This window comes from Pseudomonas sp. P39-UII1 (genome assembly GCF_039672635.1).
Lineage (GTDB): Bacteria > Pseudomonadota > Gammaproteobacteria > Pseudomonadales > Pseudomonadaceae > Aquipseudomonas.
Genome location: NZ_JBDFPP010000003.1, coordinates 380,284 through 396,296 on the forward strand (window position 1 = coordinate 380,284; position 16,013 = coordinate 396,296).

Sequence of the window (16,013 nt, forward strand, 5' to 3'; positions counted from 1 at the left end):
GTGGGTGGTTTTAATCCAGTGCTTACTCAAGCTGTAGTTGTTTTGCGCAGCTCACGCCAGCTTGGCATGCCCGGCAAGCATTTGAAACATATCTGTCATGAAACCCTGGACATGAAAAAGGGCCCCGAAGGGCCCTTTCGCTGCGCTCCAGGTGCTTATTGACCCGGAATGTCCTTGCGCAGTTTCACGGCGTCCTGGTCCTTGCCGCGTTTGCGGGCCATGGCGGTGCGCATACGGATGTTGATGGCTTCCACCCCCAGCGAGAACGCCATGGCGAAGTAGACGTAGCCCTTCGGCACATGCACGTCGAAAGATTCGGCGATCAACACCGTACCCACGACGATCAGGAACGAAAGCGCAAGCATCTTCAGCGAAGGATGCTTGTCGATGAAGTTGCTGATGGCACCGGCGCACAGCATCATCACCAGCACTGCGACGACGATCGCGGCGATCATCACCGGCACGTGCGAGACCATGCCCACTGCGGTGATCACCGAGTCGAGGGAGAACACGATGTCGATGATGGCGATCTGGATGATGGTGTAGAGGAACTTGCCGCCCGCACCTTTCGGCTCGTCCGCGCTTTCGTCTTCGCCTTCCAGGCCGTGGTAGATCTCCTGCGAGCTTTTCCACAGCAGGAACAGGCCACCGAAGAACAGAATCAGGTCGCGACCCGAAATGCCTTGGCCGAATACCACGAACAGGTCGGCGGTCAGGCGCATGACCCAGGTGATCGACAGCAGCAGCATGATGCGGGTGACCATGGCCAGGGCCAGGCCGAAGATCCGGGTGCGCGGCTGCATGTGCTTGGGCATGCGGCTGACCAGAATCGAGATCATGATGATGTTGTCGATACCGAGAACGATCTCAAGCGCAGTGAGGGTGAAAAAGGCAACCCAGATTTCCGGGCTGGTCAGCCATTCCATGTTTATTCCTTCGAACGATAAAGGCGAAACGCCCAGTCAAGGGCGTATCGCGGTTGGGTAATGCGGTTGTATTAAAGACTACTGAACAGCGGGAAAATGCCCATCAGCAATGCGGCGAGCATTATGCACATGCACACCAGTACTGCCCACTTGAGGGTGAAGCGCTGGTGGTCGCCGAATTCGATGCCGGCCAGTGCCACCAGCAGGTACGTCGAGGGTACCAGCGGGCTCAGCAGGTGTACCGGTTGCCCGACGATCGACGCTCGTGCCATCTCCACCGGGCTGATGCCGTAGTGGCTGGCCGCTTCCGAAAGCACGGGCAACACGCCGTAGTAGAAGGCGTCGTTGGACATGAAGAAGGTGAACGGCATGCTCACGATCGCGGTAATCACTGCCAGGTAAGGGCCCAGCGCTTCAGGGATGACCGCCAGCAGGCTCTTGGACATGGCGTCGACCATGCCGGTGCCCGACAGGATGCCGGTGAAGATACCGGCGGCGAAGATCAGCCCGGTCACGGCCAGCACGCTACCGGCGTGAGCGGCGATGCGGTCCTTCTGCTGCTGCAGGCACGGGTAGTTGACGATCATGGCGATACTGAAGGCAATCATGAACAGCACCGGCAGTGGCAGCAGGCCGGCGATCAGCGCAACCATGAGTACTGCAGTCAGGGCGCCGTTGAACCACAGCAGCTTCGGCCGGCGGGCGTCGGGGAACTGCGAGACGGTGATGTCGCTGTGGTCGATGTCGTCGGTAGGCAGGTGCAGTTCGCCCAGCCGCGCACGTTCACGCTTGCCGTACATATAGGCGATGGCAAGGATCGCCAGCACGCCAAAAGCCATGGCCGGGATCATCGGCACGAAAATGTCGGACGGGTCGACGTGCAATGCGCTGGCGGCGCGGGCAGTCGGGCCACCCCAAGGCGTCATGTTCATGACCCCGCCGGCGAGAATGATCAGGCCGGCCATGATCCGCGGGCTCATGCCTAGGCGGCTGTACAACGGCAGCATGGCGGCGCAGCAGATCATGTAGGTGGTGGCGCCGTCGCCGTCGAGCGAGACCACCAGGGCCAGTACGGCAGTGCCGACCGAGACTTTCAGCGGATCACCCTTGACCAGCTTGAGGATCTTGCGCACGGCCGGGTCGAACAGGCCCGAGTCGATCATCAAGGCAAAGTAGAGGATGGCGAACATCAACATTACGCCGGTGGGCGCCAGCTTGCTGATGCCTTCGAGCATCATTGGGCCGATCTTGGCGGAGAAACCACCGAACAGGGCGAACAGGATCGGTATCAGGATCAATGCGATCAAGGCCGACAGGCGCTTGGTCATGATCAGGTACATGAAGGTGATGACCATGGCAAAGCCGAGGAAGGTCAGCATGGCAATACTCCAGGCGTGGCGCGGCGAAAGGAAAGTCGATTCGGGCGGATCAGCGCGTCAGGCGCTGCGCGGGGAGCAAGCGGAGGGGCACTGCGAAAAGGCGGGCACAGGAATACATCAGAATCACCATTGTTGTTGTTGATTGGGCCGGGCGCGGAATAACCGGGTGCCCTGGCTGACCGGTCTTGTGCCGGTAGTGGGGGCTATCCTAGGGGCGTAAGCTTTCAGCCAGCTTTCGCCGGAAAAAGGGCGACAGGAGGTAGGTGATGCCAGCTGTAACCGAAGGAGGCTGCCATTGCGGCGCCTTGCGCTATCGCTTGAAGGGCGAACTCACGGATGTCGCCCATTGCCACTGCTCGATCTGCCGGCGGGTCAGTGGCGGCCTGGTGGTGACGTGGCTCACCCTGCCCCGCGCAGGCTTTCAGTGGTTGGCGGGCAGGCCGCAGTGCTATGTGGCGCCGGCCAGCTGCAAGCGCTACTTCTGCGGGGAATGCGGGGCGCATGTGGCATTGGTGACCGAACACAGCCCGGGGAGTATCGATGTGACCGTGGCGACGCTGGACCACCCGGAGCGGGTGCGGGCGCAGCGGCATATATGGACAGGGAGCCGCTTGCCTTGGCTGCACCTGGATGAGCATTTGCCTGGGGAAGCAGAGGAAAGCCTTTGAGCCGCGGGTTGTCTTGACTGGCCATTTCGCGGGTGAACCCGCGAAATGGCCAGTGAACCGTTCAGGGCAACTGCAGGCCCCCTGCCGCTTTGTGCAGCGCCCGCAGATGTACGCCAATCTGCTTCACGTTGGCTTCCACCGCGGCAATTTCCTTGGCCCGCGACGGCTCAAGCAGCGCCCTCACCTCTTTGTCCAGGTCGGTGCTCAAACGCAGCAGCTGTGCCTGCCGCTCACTGCTGACCTTCTCCAGGTGCTTGCGCTCATCGGGCTGTGGCAGGCCATAACCCTTGGCTTCCAGCAGCTCGGCCGGGCGGCTGAGGAAGCCACTGTTGGCAAGCATCTGCTTCAGGGTCTGGTCGGCCTTGCTGATGCTGCCATCTTTCAGCGCAGCGGCATTCAGGTAACGCTGCTTCACTTCGTCCTGGGCCAGCAGCAACTGACGGCGCAGGCTGGCCTGTTCGAGCAGCAGCAAGGCGGCACTGGTGCGCAGGTCGGCTTGCGAGAACCAGCCGCGACGTTGCTCGGCATCCAGGGCCAGCCAGTCCTCGACCTTGTCCTGTTTGACGGGCAGTTGCTTCCTCAGCACATCGAACATGGCCTGATAGCGGTCACGGTAGGAGTCGAAACGGTAACCCAGGCGCAAGGCTTCACGCGGGTCATCAAGCACGCTGGTATCGGCCAGCCCCCTGCCCTTCAGCACCGCGAGCAAGCCGTTGGGCATGATGCTGTCGAGGTCATTCAAGCGCGGATTGGCGGTGCCGCTGCGCAGCAGTTTCAGCGACTCAACGGCACAGTTATTGGATAGGAACCAGTAGTTACCGTCATAGGTCCAGTGCATCTCGGCAGCCTGGCGCACCAGGTTTTCGGTTTCTTCACGGTTGAGCTTCAGCGGTACCGAGGCCAGGCTGCGCAATTCGGTCTTGGTGTACTCGTCGATCACCTGGGCAAGTGGCAGCACGAACAGCCGCGACGGATAGGCGCCCACCAGGCCATCCCAGCTCGACAGCTGAACGTCGTTGACGAAGGCGCGGTATGACAACACCAGATGCTGATCGAGGTCCAGGCGGCAGTCGGGCCCGCGGGGGCGACCCGGTTTGCAGATCACCAGGCGCAGCATGCTGTGGCCCCATCGGCTGACCAGGTTCTGGTTGGCCTCGGCCAGCAGGAAGTCAACCTGGTAAACCCGCTCCGGGTCGATTTCACCCAACGGCTGGCGAGCGAAGTCGCTGCCAGCGTTGAGGAATGGCAAACCTTTGGCACACCGGTCTTGCTGCGGTGCCCAGCCGAAGTGCTGTGTCAGGTATTGGTTGAGGGCGGGTCGCCGGCAACCGTAGCTCGGGTCGAGGAGAAAGTACTCCATGTTGACCGCGATGTATTCCTTGGGGCTGCTCAGCTCGTAGCTGTCGGGGCTGCGGAGGAACTGGCCGTTATGCTGTTCTCGTTCGCCGCGGCGGCCGACGTATTGCGGCCAACCGGCAAGGTCAAGCAGGCGTGGGTCGTCGCTGAGGGTGAAGCGGCGCTCTGGCTGGCTGCGGCATTCCTCGGGCAGGCCGATCTTGCCCAGTGTGCCTTGCTGGCGCTTGCAACGAGCGATCAGCGCGCGTTCGGCGCTGGGCCAGAGCCGGGCGCGGTCGTATATGTGGGTGAGCTCGTGCAAGACCGTTGCCAGCAGTTCCTCGCGCACCGTGCCATGCGGGCGATCGGTGCGCTCAAGCGCGGCGCTGCCGTCGGTGAGGCTGGGCAGCAGGCGACGGTTGAGTTCAAGGGTCGAAACCAACGATGCCTGGCCGTAGGCATCGGCTGGCATCTTGTCGCTCCAGCTGACCAGTACGCGTCGGTTGAGCTGTTGCTTGAAGCGGGGGGGAAGCTTGCCCAGCGCCTCATCCAGCAGTGCTTGAGTCGCCTGGACCTGTTGCGGGGCGAGGCCGTGCGCCTGCAAGTCGAGCTGCAGGTCAGCCAGGGCGGGCGTGCCCAGCAGCGTCATGGCGCAGCCGAGCAGCCAGGCACGCACGCGGTTCACAGCGCCAGAATGGCTTCGGCCAATACCTGATCGCTCGCGCCGCGCGCTTCGGGTACCCGATCGCGCAGGGTATTGAAGGCTGCTTCCAGCTGGGCGCCACGGATATCACCATTGCTGGCCACGAAGCTGGCGGCATCGTCATGGGCTTCGCGCACAACTTTGGAGTCGCGGATGGAAGTGGTGGTGTCAGAGGTGAAATCGATCGAGCGGCCAAAGGCGCGCACGATGATATTGCTGGTTGCCACCAGAGTTTGTGCGTGGGCCAGGTCGGCCAGCAGCAGCATGCCGAGGGTAGCGGCGATCAGCGGTTTACGCATGGAGCATCTCCGGGAATACAGGGAGTCAGATGTTGTCATTGGACGAGAATTGCTTCTGCCAGTTCAAGGTCACCGACAGAGTGATGAGCACAGTTGTGACGCAGCACGTTGAGCGCTGCTTCCAGGCGTGCGCCGCGAATCGCACCGTCACTGGCGACAAAGGCCGCGGCATCGTCGCGAGCTTGCCTGACCAGCTTGCGGTCGAAGGGTGCGGTCGTGACCTGGCTGGTGACATAGCCAGTGATGACCAGGCCTTGCGTGGTGGTGTCCATGGCATGGGCAGTGCCCATGGCAACTACGGAGAACAGCAACGGCAACAGATAACGCATGGGCTTTCTTAGTGCAGGAACAAGGACGGCGAAGGCGGGCGAGCAAGCGCCGGCCGGTGGGGCTGGCGCTTGTGTTCTACAGCCTGTGAATCAGAGCGCCAGGATGGCCTGGGCCAGCTGTGCATCGCTGGCCTGCAGGGCCGGCGTGGTCGAGCGGATGTGCAGGAACGCGCTTTCCAGCTGGGCACCGCGAATCGCGCCCTCGCTGCCAACGTAGCTGGCGGCGTCGTCGCGGGCGGCCTGAACGATCTTGTCGTCGCGGAACGACGAGGACAGGTCGGATGTGGCGTCGGTGGTGGCAGCAACGGCACGCACTACGGCGTCGGTCGTGACGACGAAACTGCTGGCGTTCGCGGCGCCGGCCAGGCCTAGCAGCAGGGCTGCGCCAATCAGGTGTTTACGGGACATGGTCGGGGACTCCTGGAAAAGGATCGGTGCTTATCGGACGCTCACGGGGTTCGTCACGGTACCTTTGAACATCTGGTTTCTACCAGACTGTAGAGTCAAGCGTATCACGCGGCGGTATTTCCGGATGTTAATGAACAGGGCGCAAGCAAACTGTTTTGGTTTAATTTGATTTTTATCAAACTGTACCTGTAAACACGGGGATGGCTCTGCCTTGGGCCTGGGCAATAAAAAACCCGCTGCAGTCTCCTGCAACGGGTTTGGGAATTCGCGGTGCCGGGCAAAGCCGGCGAACCGGGGCTTAGCGCCAGAAAGGCTTGCTCAGCTCTTCGTAACGTTGCGATTCGCTGATACCGGCGTCGGCGAGCAGGCGGGCATCCAGGCGAGCCAGTTGACGGCGGCTGGCCATGCGACGCTGCCAGAGCAGCAGGGTGGAGAGCGCGCGCAGTGGCAGCGAAGCGTTGGATTGCTGAGCGTTGTTTTCGAAGACCAGACCGGAACTGAGGGTACGTTCCATGATGTTTCATCCTTCCGCTTATGGCGGGATTAGGTAGTGATTTAACTGATGCCAATGATCCTCCTCTGTTGTCCAGAACAGTAGATACAGTTGATTGGTAATGCGATGGCCCAGTTAACTGTTTATAGCGACTGTTGCACTCGAAACGAACGTAACTGTACCGGTCCGCACTAAATTAGTGCGTTTAGGGTTGCGATTCGGACTTGAGCAGCCGCAATGAAGCCTGTTAACCAGTACAGTAGTACAGTTTCTGTGAGGTGGATGCGGGGTGTACAACCAGGAAGGGGTAGAACTGTTATGGCCTGACCGCAGGCAGGCCTGCGATCAGGTGTGAACAGCCCTTACTGGGCCGTTCCGACCGACATTGCATCAGCTGGCGAGCATACGCCCGCACTCTTCGAGGTTTTCGTGCCAGCTCAGTGCCTCACGCAGAATGTGCGGGGTATGGCCGCCACGCTGGCAAGCGCGTTCGAAGTAGTCGTTCAGCGCTGCGCGGTAGTCAGGGTGCACGCAGTTGTCGATGATCGCCCGTGCCCGCTCGCGCGGTGCCAGGCCACGCAGGTCGGCCAGGCCTTGCTCGGTTACCAGAATGTCCACGTCATGCTCGGTGTGGTCGACATGGCTGACCATCGGCACCACGCTGGAAATCGCACCGCCTTTGGCGATCGACTTGGTCACGAACACGGCGAGGTGCGCGTTGCGGGCGAAATCGCCGGAACCACCGATACCGTTCATCATGCGGGTGCCGCAGACGTGCGTGGAGTTGACGTTGCCGTAAATGTCGAACTCCAGTGCCGTGTTGATGCCGATGATGCCAAGGCGGCGCACGACCTCAGGGTGGTTCGAAATCTCCTGCGGGCGCAGCACCAGTTTGTCCTTGTACCGCTCCAGGTTGCCGAACACGTCGGCGTTGCGGCGGCTGGACAGGGTGATCGAGCTACCGGAGGCAAAGCTCAGCTTGCCAGCGTCGATCAGGTCGAAGGTCGAGTCCTGCAGTACTTCGGAGTACATGGTCAGGTCCTCGAACGGCGACTCGATCAGGCCGCACATCACCGCGTTGGCGATGCTGCCGATGCCGGCCTGCAGCGGGCCGAGCTTGTTGGTCATGCGGCCGGCGGCCACTTCGTTCTTGAGGAAGTTGATCAGGTGGTCGGCGATACCCTGGGTCTCGTCATCCGGCGGCAGCACGGTGGAGGGCGAGTCTGGCTGGTCGCTGATGACGATGCCGACGATCTTCGCCGGGTCGATCGGGATCGCGGTGCTGCCGATGCGATCATCGACCTTGACCAGCGGGATCGGTGTGCGGGTCGGGCGGTAGGTCGGGATATAAATGTCGTGCAGGCCTTCAAGGTTGGCGTTGTGCGACAGGTTGATCTCGACGATCACTTGCTTGGCAAAGATGGCGAAGCTGGCCGAGTTGCCGACCGATGTGGTCGGCACGATGTGGCCTTCCTCGGTGATGGCCACGGCTTCGATCACGGCGATGTCAGGCAGTTTGAGCTGCTGGTTGCGCAGTTGCTCGACGGTTTCCGACAGGTGCTGGTCGATGAACATGACCTGGCCATCGTTGATGGCCTTGCGCAGGGTGCTGTCGACCTGGAATGGCATGCGGCGGGCCAGCACGCCGGCCTCGGTCAGCTGCTTGTCGAGGTCATTGCCCAGGCTGGCACCGGTCATCAGGCTGATTTTCAGTGGCGACTGCTTGGCGCGTTCGGCCAGGGCATGCGGCACGGCCTTGGCTTCGCCGGCACGGGTGAAACCGCTCATGCCGACGGTCATGCCGTCCTCGATCAGGCCAGCGGCGTCAGCCGCACTCATTACCTTGCTGTGCAGGGAGGACAAGCGGATACGATCACGGTACATGGATTGTTATCTCAGGCTACTGAAGCTACTGCAGCGCAGTCTAGAGATTTACCCCGGCCCCGTCCCGCGACCATGGTCGTATGAGAAGCCCGGAAATAGAGCCGTTGATCTGGATCAGCAAAACGCAAAAGCCCCGGGAGGAATCTCACCGGGGCCTTCTTTATATGCACAATTTGTTGCGGATAAGTTTACTCCACGGCTTTGACCATGTCCTCGATGACCTTCTTCGCATCACCGAACACCATCATGGTCTTGTCCAGGTAGAACAGTTCGTTGTCCAGGCCGGCATAGCCGCTGGCCATGGAGCGTTTGTTGACGATGATGGTCTTGGCCTTGTATGCCTCGAGGATCGGCATGCCGGCGATCGGCGACTTCGGATCATTCTTCGCCGCCGGGTTGACCACGTCGTTGGCGCCCAGCACCAACACCACGTCAGCCTGGCCGAACTCGGCGTTGATGTCCTCCATCTCGAACACCTGGTCGTACGGCACTTCGGCTTCGGCCAGCAGCACGTTCATGTGCCCGGGCATGCGGCCTGCAACGGGGTGGATCGCGTACTTCACGGTCACACCGTTGTGGGTCAGCTTCTCGGTCAGTTCCTTGAGCGCGTGCTGGGCACGGGCCACCGCCAGGCCGTAGCCCGGGACGATGATCACGCTGTCGGCGTTGCTCAACAGGAAGGTTGCGTCGTCGGCCGAGCCGGATTTCACCGGGCGCTGCTCTTTGGAGCCTTGCGCCGCGCCCGCGTCGGTGTCACCACCGAAGCCACCGAGGATGACGTTGAAGAACGAGCGGTTCATCGCCTTGCACATGATGTACGAGAGGATCGCACCACTGGACCCCACCAGCGAGCCGGCGATGATCAGCATCGAGTTGTTCAGCGAGAAGCCGATACCGGCCGCGGCCCAGCCCGAGTAGCTGTTGAGCATCGACACCACTACCGGCATGTCGGCGCCGCCGATCGGGATGATGATCAGCACGCCCATGATGAAGGCCAGTATCAGCATCAGGGTGAAGGCGCTGTAGTGGCCGGTGAAGGTGAACAGCAGGCCTAGGGCGATGGTGGTCAGGCCCAGGATCAGGTTCAGCTTGTGCTGGCCGGCGAACTGTACCGGTGCACCTTGGAACAGGCGGAACTTGTATTTGCCGGACAGCTTGCCGAAGGCGATCACCGAGCCGGAGAAGGTGACTGCCCCGATGGCCGCGCCGAGGAACAGTTCCAGGCGGTTACCGGTGGGGATCGGGTCGCTGATGCTCGCGACGATGCCCATCGATTGCGGCTCGAGCACCGCCGCGATGGCGATGAACACTGCGGCCAGGCCGATCATGCTGTGCATGAAGGCGACCAGTTCCGGCATCTTGGTCATCTCGACGCGTTTGGCCATGATCGAACCGGCGGTACCGCCGACCAGCAGGCCGACGATCACGTAGCCGATACCGGCAGTCGCGATCTCGGCGCCCAGCTTGTAAATGAGGCCAACGGTCGTGAGGATCGCAATCCCCATGCCGATCATGCCGTACAGGTTGCCGCGCCGCGACGTGGTCGGGTGCGACAAGCCCTTGAGCGCCTGGATGAAGCAGACCGAGGCGACGAGGTAGAGGAGCGTTACCAGATTCATGCTCATGCTTACTTCTGCGCCTCGTTCTTGGTTTTCTTCTTGAACATCTCAAGCATGCGACGGGTGACCAGGAAGCCACCGAACACGTTGACGGCTGCCAGGGCCACCGCCAGGGTGCCCATCACCTTGCCGGCTGGGGTCACGGTCAGCGCAGCTGCCAGCATGGCGCCGACGATGACAATGGCCGAGATGGCGTTGGTGACCGCCATCAGCGGCGTGTGCAGTGCCGGGGTGACGTTCCAGACCACGTGGTAACCCACATAGATGGCCAGCACGAAGATGATCAGGTTGTAGATGCCATGGGAAATCAGCATGTCTTCCATTGTCGTGCTCCTTAGCCGTTCTTGCGCACGACCTGGCCGTCGCGGCACATCAGGCACGCGGCGACGATGTCGTCTTCGAGGTTGATGACCAGCGCGCCGTCTTTGTCGAACAGCAGCTTCATGAAGTCCAGCAGGTTGCGTGCGTACAGTGCCGAGGCATCGGCACCGACCTGGGCCGGCAGGTTGGTCGGGCCGACGATGGTCACGCCGTTCTCCATCACCACCTGGTCGGCGACGGTCAGCGGGCAGTTGCCGCCCTGGGCCGCAGCGAGGTCGATGACCACCGAGCCGGGCTTCATCTGCGCCACGGTTTCAGCGCTGAGCAAGGTGGGCGCTTTGCGCCCCGGGATCAGCGCCGTGGTGATGACGATGTCCGCCTGCTTGGCGCGCTCGTGTACCGCTTGAGCCTGGCGTTGCATCCAGCTGGCCGGCATCGGGCGTGCATAGCCGCCGACACCTTCGGCGCACTCGCGCTCCTCATCGGTCTCGTAAGGCACATCAATGAACTTGGCGCCGAGCGATTCGATCTGCTCCTTCACTGCGGGGCGTACGTCCGAAGCCTCGATCACTGCGCCCAGGCGCTTGGCCGTTGCGATGGCCTGCAGGCCGGCAACACCAGCCCCCAGAATCAGCACGCGCGCGGCTTTGACGGTACCGGCAGCGGTCATCAGCATGGGCATGAAGCGCGGGTAATGGTGGGCAGCCAGCAGCACGGCCTTGTAGCCTGCGATGTTGGCCTGGGACGACAGCACGTCCAGGCTCTGGGCCCGCGATGTGCGCGGCGCGGCTTCCAGGGCGAAGGCGGTGATGCCGCGTTCGGCCATCTTGCCGATCAGCTCACTGTTGAAGGGGTTGAGCATACCGACCAGTAGGCTGCCACTGTTGAGCTGGGCAAGCTCCTGATCGTTGGGGCCGACCACCTTGAGAACCAGTTGGGCACCGAAGGCATCGGCTGCGCTCCCCAAGGAAGCACCCACAGCCTCATAGGCACTGTCCGGGATGCTGGCATTGAGCCCTGCCCCCCGTTGGACGGTGACCTGATGGCCCTGGCCAATCAGTTTCTTGATGGTTTCCGGGGTAGCAGCGACCCTTGTCTCACCGGTCTGCGTCTCGAGAGGAACACCAATGTGCACGACAATTTCTCCTGCGGTGACCTTTTTGTCTTTATAGAAGCCCGCGTACTTCGGGTGGTGCGCGGGTTTGGCTGTTAGGCGCCAGTCCGCCGAATCCTGGGCGGGCGGAGCATTTTGCAGATGAACCGAAAGGCCTACAACCGGTTATGGAGCGAAACGAAGTCAAAACTACAAGTCACCCTGTGACCGTATGTCGCAAGTGTTCGGCTGCAGCCCGTCAAACATGGGCTATTCGCAGATTAGGGCAAATTTTGAATTATTTTGCGATGTTTTCGCGTATGGACTCATGAAGGTCGTAAATACCCCTGAAGTCCGCGTGGTTGATGGCTTTGATCAAGTTTTTCGACCGACCCTTACAGTTTTCGCTCAAGCGACATATAGATATATCTGTAGGTGTTCAAAATAATTGACTACAGAGTCAGGAAGAGGCCTTTTCCGCGTGCGAGGCGATATAGCGCTGTGCCTGTTCCAGCAGCCAGTCACGAAAAGCCCTGAGAGACGCGGACTCCACCTTGCGCTCGGGAATCATCAGATAGTAGGCCTTGTCGCTGGATAGGGCGTATCTGTTAGCGACCACCAGCCGGCCCTCCTGCAACTCGCGTTGAATCAGAAAAGGCGGGATCAGCGCGACGCCCATCTCATGCATGGCGGCTTGGGCGAGCATGGAGAATAGTTCGTAGCGTGGGCCTGTCATGTCGCCAGCGATATTCATGCCCAGGCCATTGAACCACTGGCGCCAGGCATACGGCCGGGTGGTCTGCTGCAACAGTGGCAGGCTGGCGATGTGCTGCGCGTCGAGCATGCCCTGCCCGTCCAGCAGCGCTGGGCTGCACACAGGTAGCGGGTTTTCACCCATCAGGCGGTGGGACTGTGTGCCAGACCAGTCGGCATCGCCGAAATAGATCGCGGCGTCGAACGCCGTGTCGGCGAACAGGAAAGGCCGAGTGCGGTTGGTCAGGTTGACGGTTACCTCCGGATGGCGCTGCTGGAAATCCTTCAAGCGCGGTAGCAGCCATTGAGTGCCGAAGGTTGGCACCACGGCGAGCTCGATCACGTTGGCGCCCTGCTGACGCATCACCGAAAGCGTGTCCCGCTCCACGGCGTCCAGTTGGGTAGCGACCTGTCGACTGTATGAAAGGCCTGCCTCGGTCAGCTTAACGCCGCGGCGTGAACGCCTGAACAGTTCCACGTTGAGAAACGCTTCAAGGCCACCGATCTGTCGACAGACGGCGCCTTGCGTAAGTGCCAGTTCCTGCGCGGCCTTGGTAAAGCTCTCGTGGCGCGCGGCCGCTTCAAAGCAGACCAGGGCGGTGGTGCTGGGGATCTTCCGGCGCATGTACGGCAACCTCACTCATCTGGTCGGCAATATGGGCTTTCTGTTGGTTACAGAGTGACAAATTATCACTAATACGTGCGCAATCTTCGTTTGTCCCCGCCGCTGATCAGGCCTAGGATCAATGGCACAAGAACCAGCTCCCTATTTCGAGGATTTCGCTCATGGCCGGTAAGGCAAGCTTCAACTGGATCGACCCGCTGCTGCTGGATCAGCAGCTCACTGAAGAAGAGCGCATGGTGCGTGACAGCGCTTATCAGTTCGCCCAGGACAAGCTCGCGCCGCGCGTGCTGGAGGCCTTCCGCCATGAGCAGACCGACCCGGCGATCTTCCGTGAGATGGGCGAAGTCGGCCTGCTGGGCGCGACCATTCCCGAGCAGTACGGTGGCAGCGGGCTGAACTACGTGTGCTACGGCCTGATTGCCCGTGAAGTGGAGCGTATCGACTCTGGCTACCGCTCGATGATGAGTGTGCAGTCGTCGCTGGTGATGGTGCCGATCAACGAGTTCGGTACTGAAGCGCAGAAGCAGAAGTACCTGCCCAAGCTTGCCAGTGGCGAGTGGATCGGTTGCTTCGGCCTGACCGAGCCGAACCACGGCTCCGATCCAGGCTCGATGATTACCCGCGCCAGGAAGGTTGACGGTGGCTATCGGCTGAGCGGCAGCAAGATGTGGATCACCAACAGCCCGATTGCCGATGTGTTCGTGGTTTGGGCCAAGGACGACGCCGGTGATATCCGAGGCTTCGTCCTGGAAAAAGGCTGGCAGGGCCTCAGCGCCCCGGCGATCCATGGCAAGGTCGGGCTGCGTGCTTCGATCACTGGCGAGATCGTCATGGACAACGTGTTCGTGCCGGAAGAAAACATCTTCCCGGATGTGCGCGGCCTCAAGGGCCCGTTCACCTGCCTCAACTCCGCTCGCTATGGCATCTCCTGGGGTGCGCTGGGTGCGGCCGAGGCTTGCTGGCACACCGCTCGCCAGTACACCTTGGACCGTCAGCAGTTCGGCCGCCCACTGGCTGCCAACCAGCTGATCCAGAAGAAGCTGGCCGACATGCAGACCGAAATCACCCTGGCCCTGCAAGGTTGCCTGCGTTTGGGCCGTATGAAGGATGAAGGCACCGCTGCGGTGGAAATCACCTCGATCATGAAGCGCAACTCTTGCGGCAAGGCCCTCGATATCGCGCGCATGGCTCGAGACATGCTCGGCGGCAACGGGATCTCCGATGAGTTTGGCGTGGCGCGTCACCTGGTCAACCTTGAGGTGGTCAATACCTATGAAGGTACCCATGACGTGCACGCGCTGATTCTGGGGCGCGCGCAAACCGGCATCCAGGCTTTCTATTAATAAGGAGCCCGCTCATGGGTGCGCTATCTCATCTGCGGGTGCTGGACCTTTCCCGCGTGCTGGCGGGCCCGTGGTCTGGCCAGATCCTGGCTGACCTTGGCGCCGATGTGATCAAGGTCGAGCGCCCAGGCAGTGGCGACGATACCCGTGCCTGGGGGCCACCCTTCCTCAAGGATGCGCAAGGCGAGAACACCAGCGAGGCGGCTTACTATTTGTCGGCCAACCGCAACAAGCGTTCGGTGACCATCGACTTCACGCTGCCGGAGGGGCAGCGCCTGGTACGTGAGCTCGCGGCCAAGTCGGACGTCGTCATTGAAAACTTCAAGGTCGGTGGGCTGGCGGCCTATGGCCTGGATTATGCGAGCCTCAAGGCGATCAACCCTAAGCTTGTCTATTGCTCTATTACCGGCTTCGGGCAGACCGGGCCGTACGCCAAGCGCGCTGGCTACGACTTCATGATCCAGGGCCTGGGTGGGCTGATGAGCCTGACTGGGCGCCCTGACGGTGAAGAGGGCGCAGGCCCGGTAAAAGTGGGGGTTGCCCTTACCGACATCTTGACTGGGCTGTACTCGACCGTCGCCATCCTGGCCGCCCTCGCCCATCGCGATCAGGCCGGCGTTGGCCAGCATATCGATATGGCCCTGCTTGACGTTCAAGTGGCTTGCCTGGCCAACCAGGCGATGAACTACCTGACAACGGGCACCCCGCCCCGGCGTTTGGGTAATGCGCACCCTAATATCGTGCCTTATCAGGATTTCCCCACGGCGGATGGCGATTTCATCCTTACCGTGGGCAATGATGGCCAATTCCGTAAGTTCGCTGAAGTGGCCGGTCAGCCGCAATGGGCGGATGACCCGCGCTTCGCCACCAACAAGCTGCGGGTGGCCAACAGGGCCGAGTTGATTCCGCTCATCCGCCAGGCCACGGTATTCAAGACCACCGCTGAATGGGTGAGCCAGCTGGAGGCTGCCGGCGTGCCCTGCGGGCCGATCAATGACCTGGCGCAGATGTTTCAGGACCCACAGGTGCTCGCGCGTGGCCTGGCGGTGAGCATGCCGCACGCCTTGGCCGGGGCTGTGCCGCAGGTGGCCAGCCCGATTCGGTTGTCGGAGACGCCGGTGGAGTATCGGCGTGCGCCGCCACTGCTGGGTGAGCATACCGAGGCGGTGCTGGGTGATGTACTGGGGCTGGGTGCGGATGCACTGGAGAGCCTGCGCAGTTCAGGGGTGCTCTAAGGTTATCTATATATAGGCGTAGAAAGCGGGGAGGCCGACAGGCCTCCCCGCTTTGCTTTTTAGCGATGTGACGGTTTATTGAATTTAAGGGTTGACGGGGTTTTGAATCCCCTTATAATGCGCCCCACTTCCAGCGACATCGGAACGACAAACTCCTTGAGATTCAATGAGTTAAGTAGTTAAGGTGCTGCTGAAAGGGCTACGATCGAATGATCGCAAGCGGTTGAAATGGTGGTTGACAGCGCTTCTAAACGCTGTAAGATTCACCTCCCGCTACGAGAGATCGCAGCGAGTTAAGTGTTTGAAGCTAAACGAGTTTCTCGGTAAAACTTCAAAATAAACGCTTGACAGGCTCTGAGGAAAGCGTAGAATGCGCGCCTCGGTTGAGACGAAAAGCTCTTAACCAAACGCTCTTTAACAAATTGAATCAAGCAATTCGTGTGGGTGCTTGTGAGTACGGACTGATAGTCAACAAGATTATCAGCATCACAAGTGACCATGCGAGAAATCACATAGTCATTTGAGATTGCTGAGCCAAGTTTAGGGTTTCTTAAAAACCCAAGCAGTATTGAACTGAAGAGTTTGATCATGGCTCAGATT

General features: G+C 60.9%; 15 protein-coding genes. 3 read left to right on the top strand and 12 right to left on the bottom strand.

Going from position 1 to position 16,013, the window contains the following annotated elements:
• Positions 1 to 155: 155 nt before the first annotated feature.
• Positions 156 to 926: a TerC family protein gene (locus ABEH27_RS06960; protein ID WP_346612842.1), complete on the bottom strand. Its 771-nt coding sequence runs from the start codon at positions 924 to 926 to the stop codon at positions 156 to 158.
• A 71-nt stretch (positions 927 to 997) separates the two neighbouring features.
• Complete coding sequence (locus tag ABEH27_RS06965; RefSeq protein ID WP_346612843.1) at positions 998 to 2,305, bottom strand: CitMHS family transporter; 1,308 nt, start codon at positions 2,303 to 2,305, stop codon at positions 998 to 1,000.
• Between the two features lie 266 nt (positions 2,306 to 2,571).
• Between ABEH27_RS06965 and ABEH27_RS06970 the strand changes: the two genes are divergently transcribed.
• A complete protein-coding gene (locus ABEH27_RS06970; RefSeq protein WP_346612844.1) occupies positions 2,572 to 2,973 on the top strand; it encodes a GFA family protein in 402 nt (133 codons plus the stop codon).
• A 61-nt stretch (positions 2,974 to 3,034) separates the two neighbouring features.
• Here the strand turns inward: ABEH27_RS06970 and ABEH27_RS06975 are convergent, their stop codons facing one another.
• From ABEH27_RS06975 to ABEH27_RS07020, 10 genes are all read right to left on the bottom strand, one after another.
• Positions 3,035 to 4,993: a DUF4105 domain-containing protein gene (locus tag ABEH27_RS06975; protein WP_346612845.1), complete on the bottom strand. Its 1,959-nt coding sequence runs from the start codon at positions 4,991 to 4,993 to the stop codon at positions 3,035 to 3,037.
• Entirely contained in the window at positions 4,990 to 5,310 is a 321-nt protein-coding gene (locus tag ABEH27_RS06980) for a DUF2388 domain-containing protein (RefSeq protein ID WP_346612846.1), read from the bottom strand. Before ABEH27_RS06980 ends, ABEH27_RS06975 begins: the two co-directional genes overlap by 4 nt.
• Positions 5,311 to 5,345: 35 nt before the next feature.
• Entirely contained in the window at positions 5,346 to 5,639 is a 294-nt protein-coding gene (locus tag ABEH27_RS06985; RefSeq protein WP_346612847.1) for a DUF2388 domain-containing protein, read from the bottom strand.
• Between the two features lie 90 nt (positions 5,640 to 5,729).
• The gene (locus tag ABEH27_RS06990) at positions 5,730 to 6,047 is read right to left on the bottom strand and encodes a DUF2388 domain-containing protein (RefSeq protein ID WP_346612848.1); all 318 of its coding nucleotides are present in this window, start codon (positions 6,045 to 6,047) and stop codon (positions 5,730 to 5,732) included.
• A gap of 298 nt (positions 6,048 to 6,345) precedes the next feature.
• The gene (locus tag ABEH27_RS06995) at positions 6,346 to 6,561 is read right to left on the bottom strand and encodes a DUF1127 domain-containing protein (protein WP_023378057.1); all 216 of its coding nucleotides are present in this window, start codon (positions 6,559 to 6,561) and stop codon (positions 6,346 to 6,348) included.
• A gap of 369 nt (positions 6,562 to 6,930) precedes the next feature.
• Positions 6,931 to 8,424, bottom strand: coding sequence for an acetyl-CoA hydrolase/transferase family protein (locus ABEH27_RS07000; protein WP_346612849.1), 1,494 nt, complete (start codon positions 8,422 to 8,424; stop codon positions 6,931 to 6,933).
• Positions 8,425 to 8,612: 188 nt separating this feature from the next.
• Complete coding sequence (locus ABEH27_RS07005; RefSeq protein WP_346612850.1) at positions 8,613 to 10,049, bottom strand: NAD(P)(+) transhydrogenase (Re/Si-specific) subunit beta; 1,437 nt, start codon at positions 10,047 to 10,049, stop codon at positions 8,613 to 8,615.
• Between the two features lie 2 nt (positions 10,050 to 10,051).
• Positions 10,052 to 10,366 carry an NAD(P) transhydrogenase subunit alpha gene (locus ABEH27_RS07010; protein WP_008097413.1) on the bottom strand — a complete coding sequence of 105 codons (315 nt, stop codon included), beginning with the start codon at positions 10,364 to 10,366 and terminating at the stop codon, positions 10,052 to 10,054.
• 11 nt (positions 10,367 to 10,377) lie between these two features.
• On the bottom strand, positions 10,378 to 11,499 hold the full coding sequence (locus ABEH27_RS07015; RefSeq protein WP_346612851.1) for a Re/Si-specific NAD(P)(+) transhydrogenase subunit alpha: 1,122 nt from the start codon (positions 11,497 to 11,499) through the stop codon (positions 10,378 to 10,380).
• A gap of 418 nt (positions 11,500 to 11,917) precedes the next feature.
• Positions 11,918 to 12,835, bottom strand: coding sequence for a LysR family transcriptional regulator (locus ABEH27_RS07020; protein WP_346612863.1), 918 nt, complete (start codon positions 12,833 to 12,835; stop codon positions 11,918 to 11,920).
• Positions 12,836 to 12,996: 161 nt separating this feature from the next.
• Between ABEH27_RS07020 and ABEH27_RS07025 the strand changes: the two genes are divergently transcribed.
• The gene (locus tag ABEH27_RS07025) at positions 12,997 to 14,178 is read left to right on the top strand and encodes an acyl-CoA dehydrogenase (protein ID WP_085676655.1); all 1,182 of its coding nucleotides are present in this window, start codon (positions 12,997 to 12,999) and stop codon (positions 14,176 to 14,178) included.
• A gap of 14 nt (positions 14,179 to 14,192) precedes the next feature.
• A complete protein-coding gene (locus tag ABEH27_RS07030) occupies positions 14,193 to 15,413 on the top strand; it encodes a CaiB/BaiF CoA-transferase family protein (RefSeq protein WP_346612852.1) in 1,221 nt (406 codons plus the stop codon).
• The last annotated feature ends 600 nt before the right edge of the window (positions 15,414 to 16,013 follow it).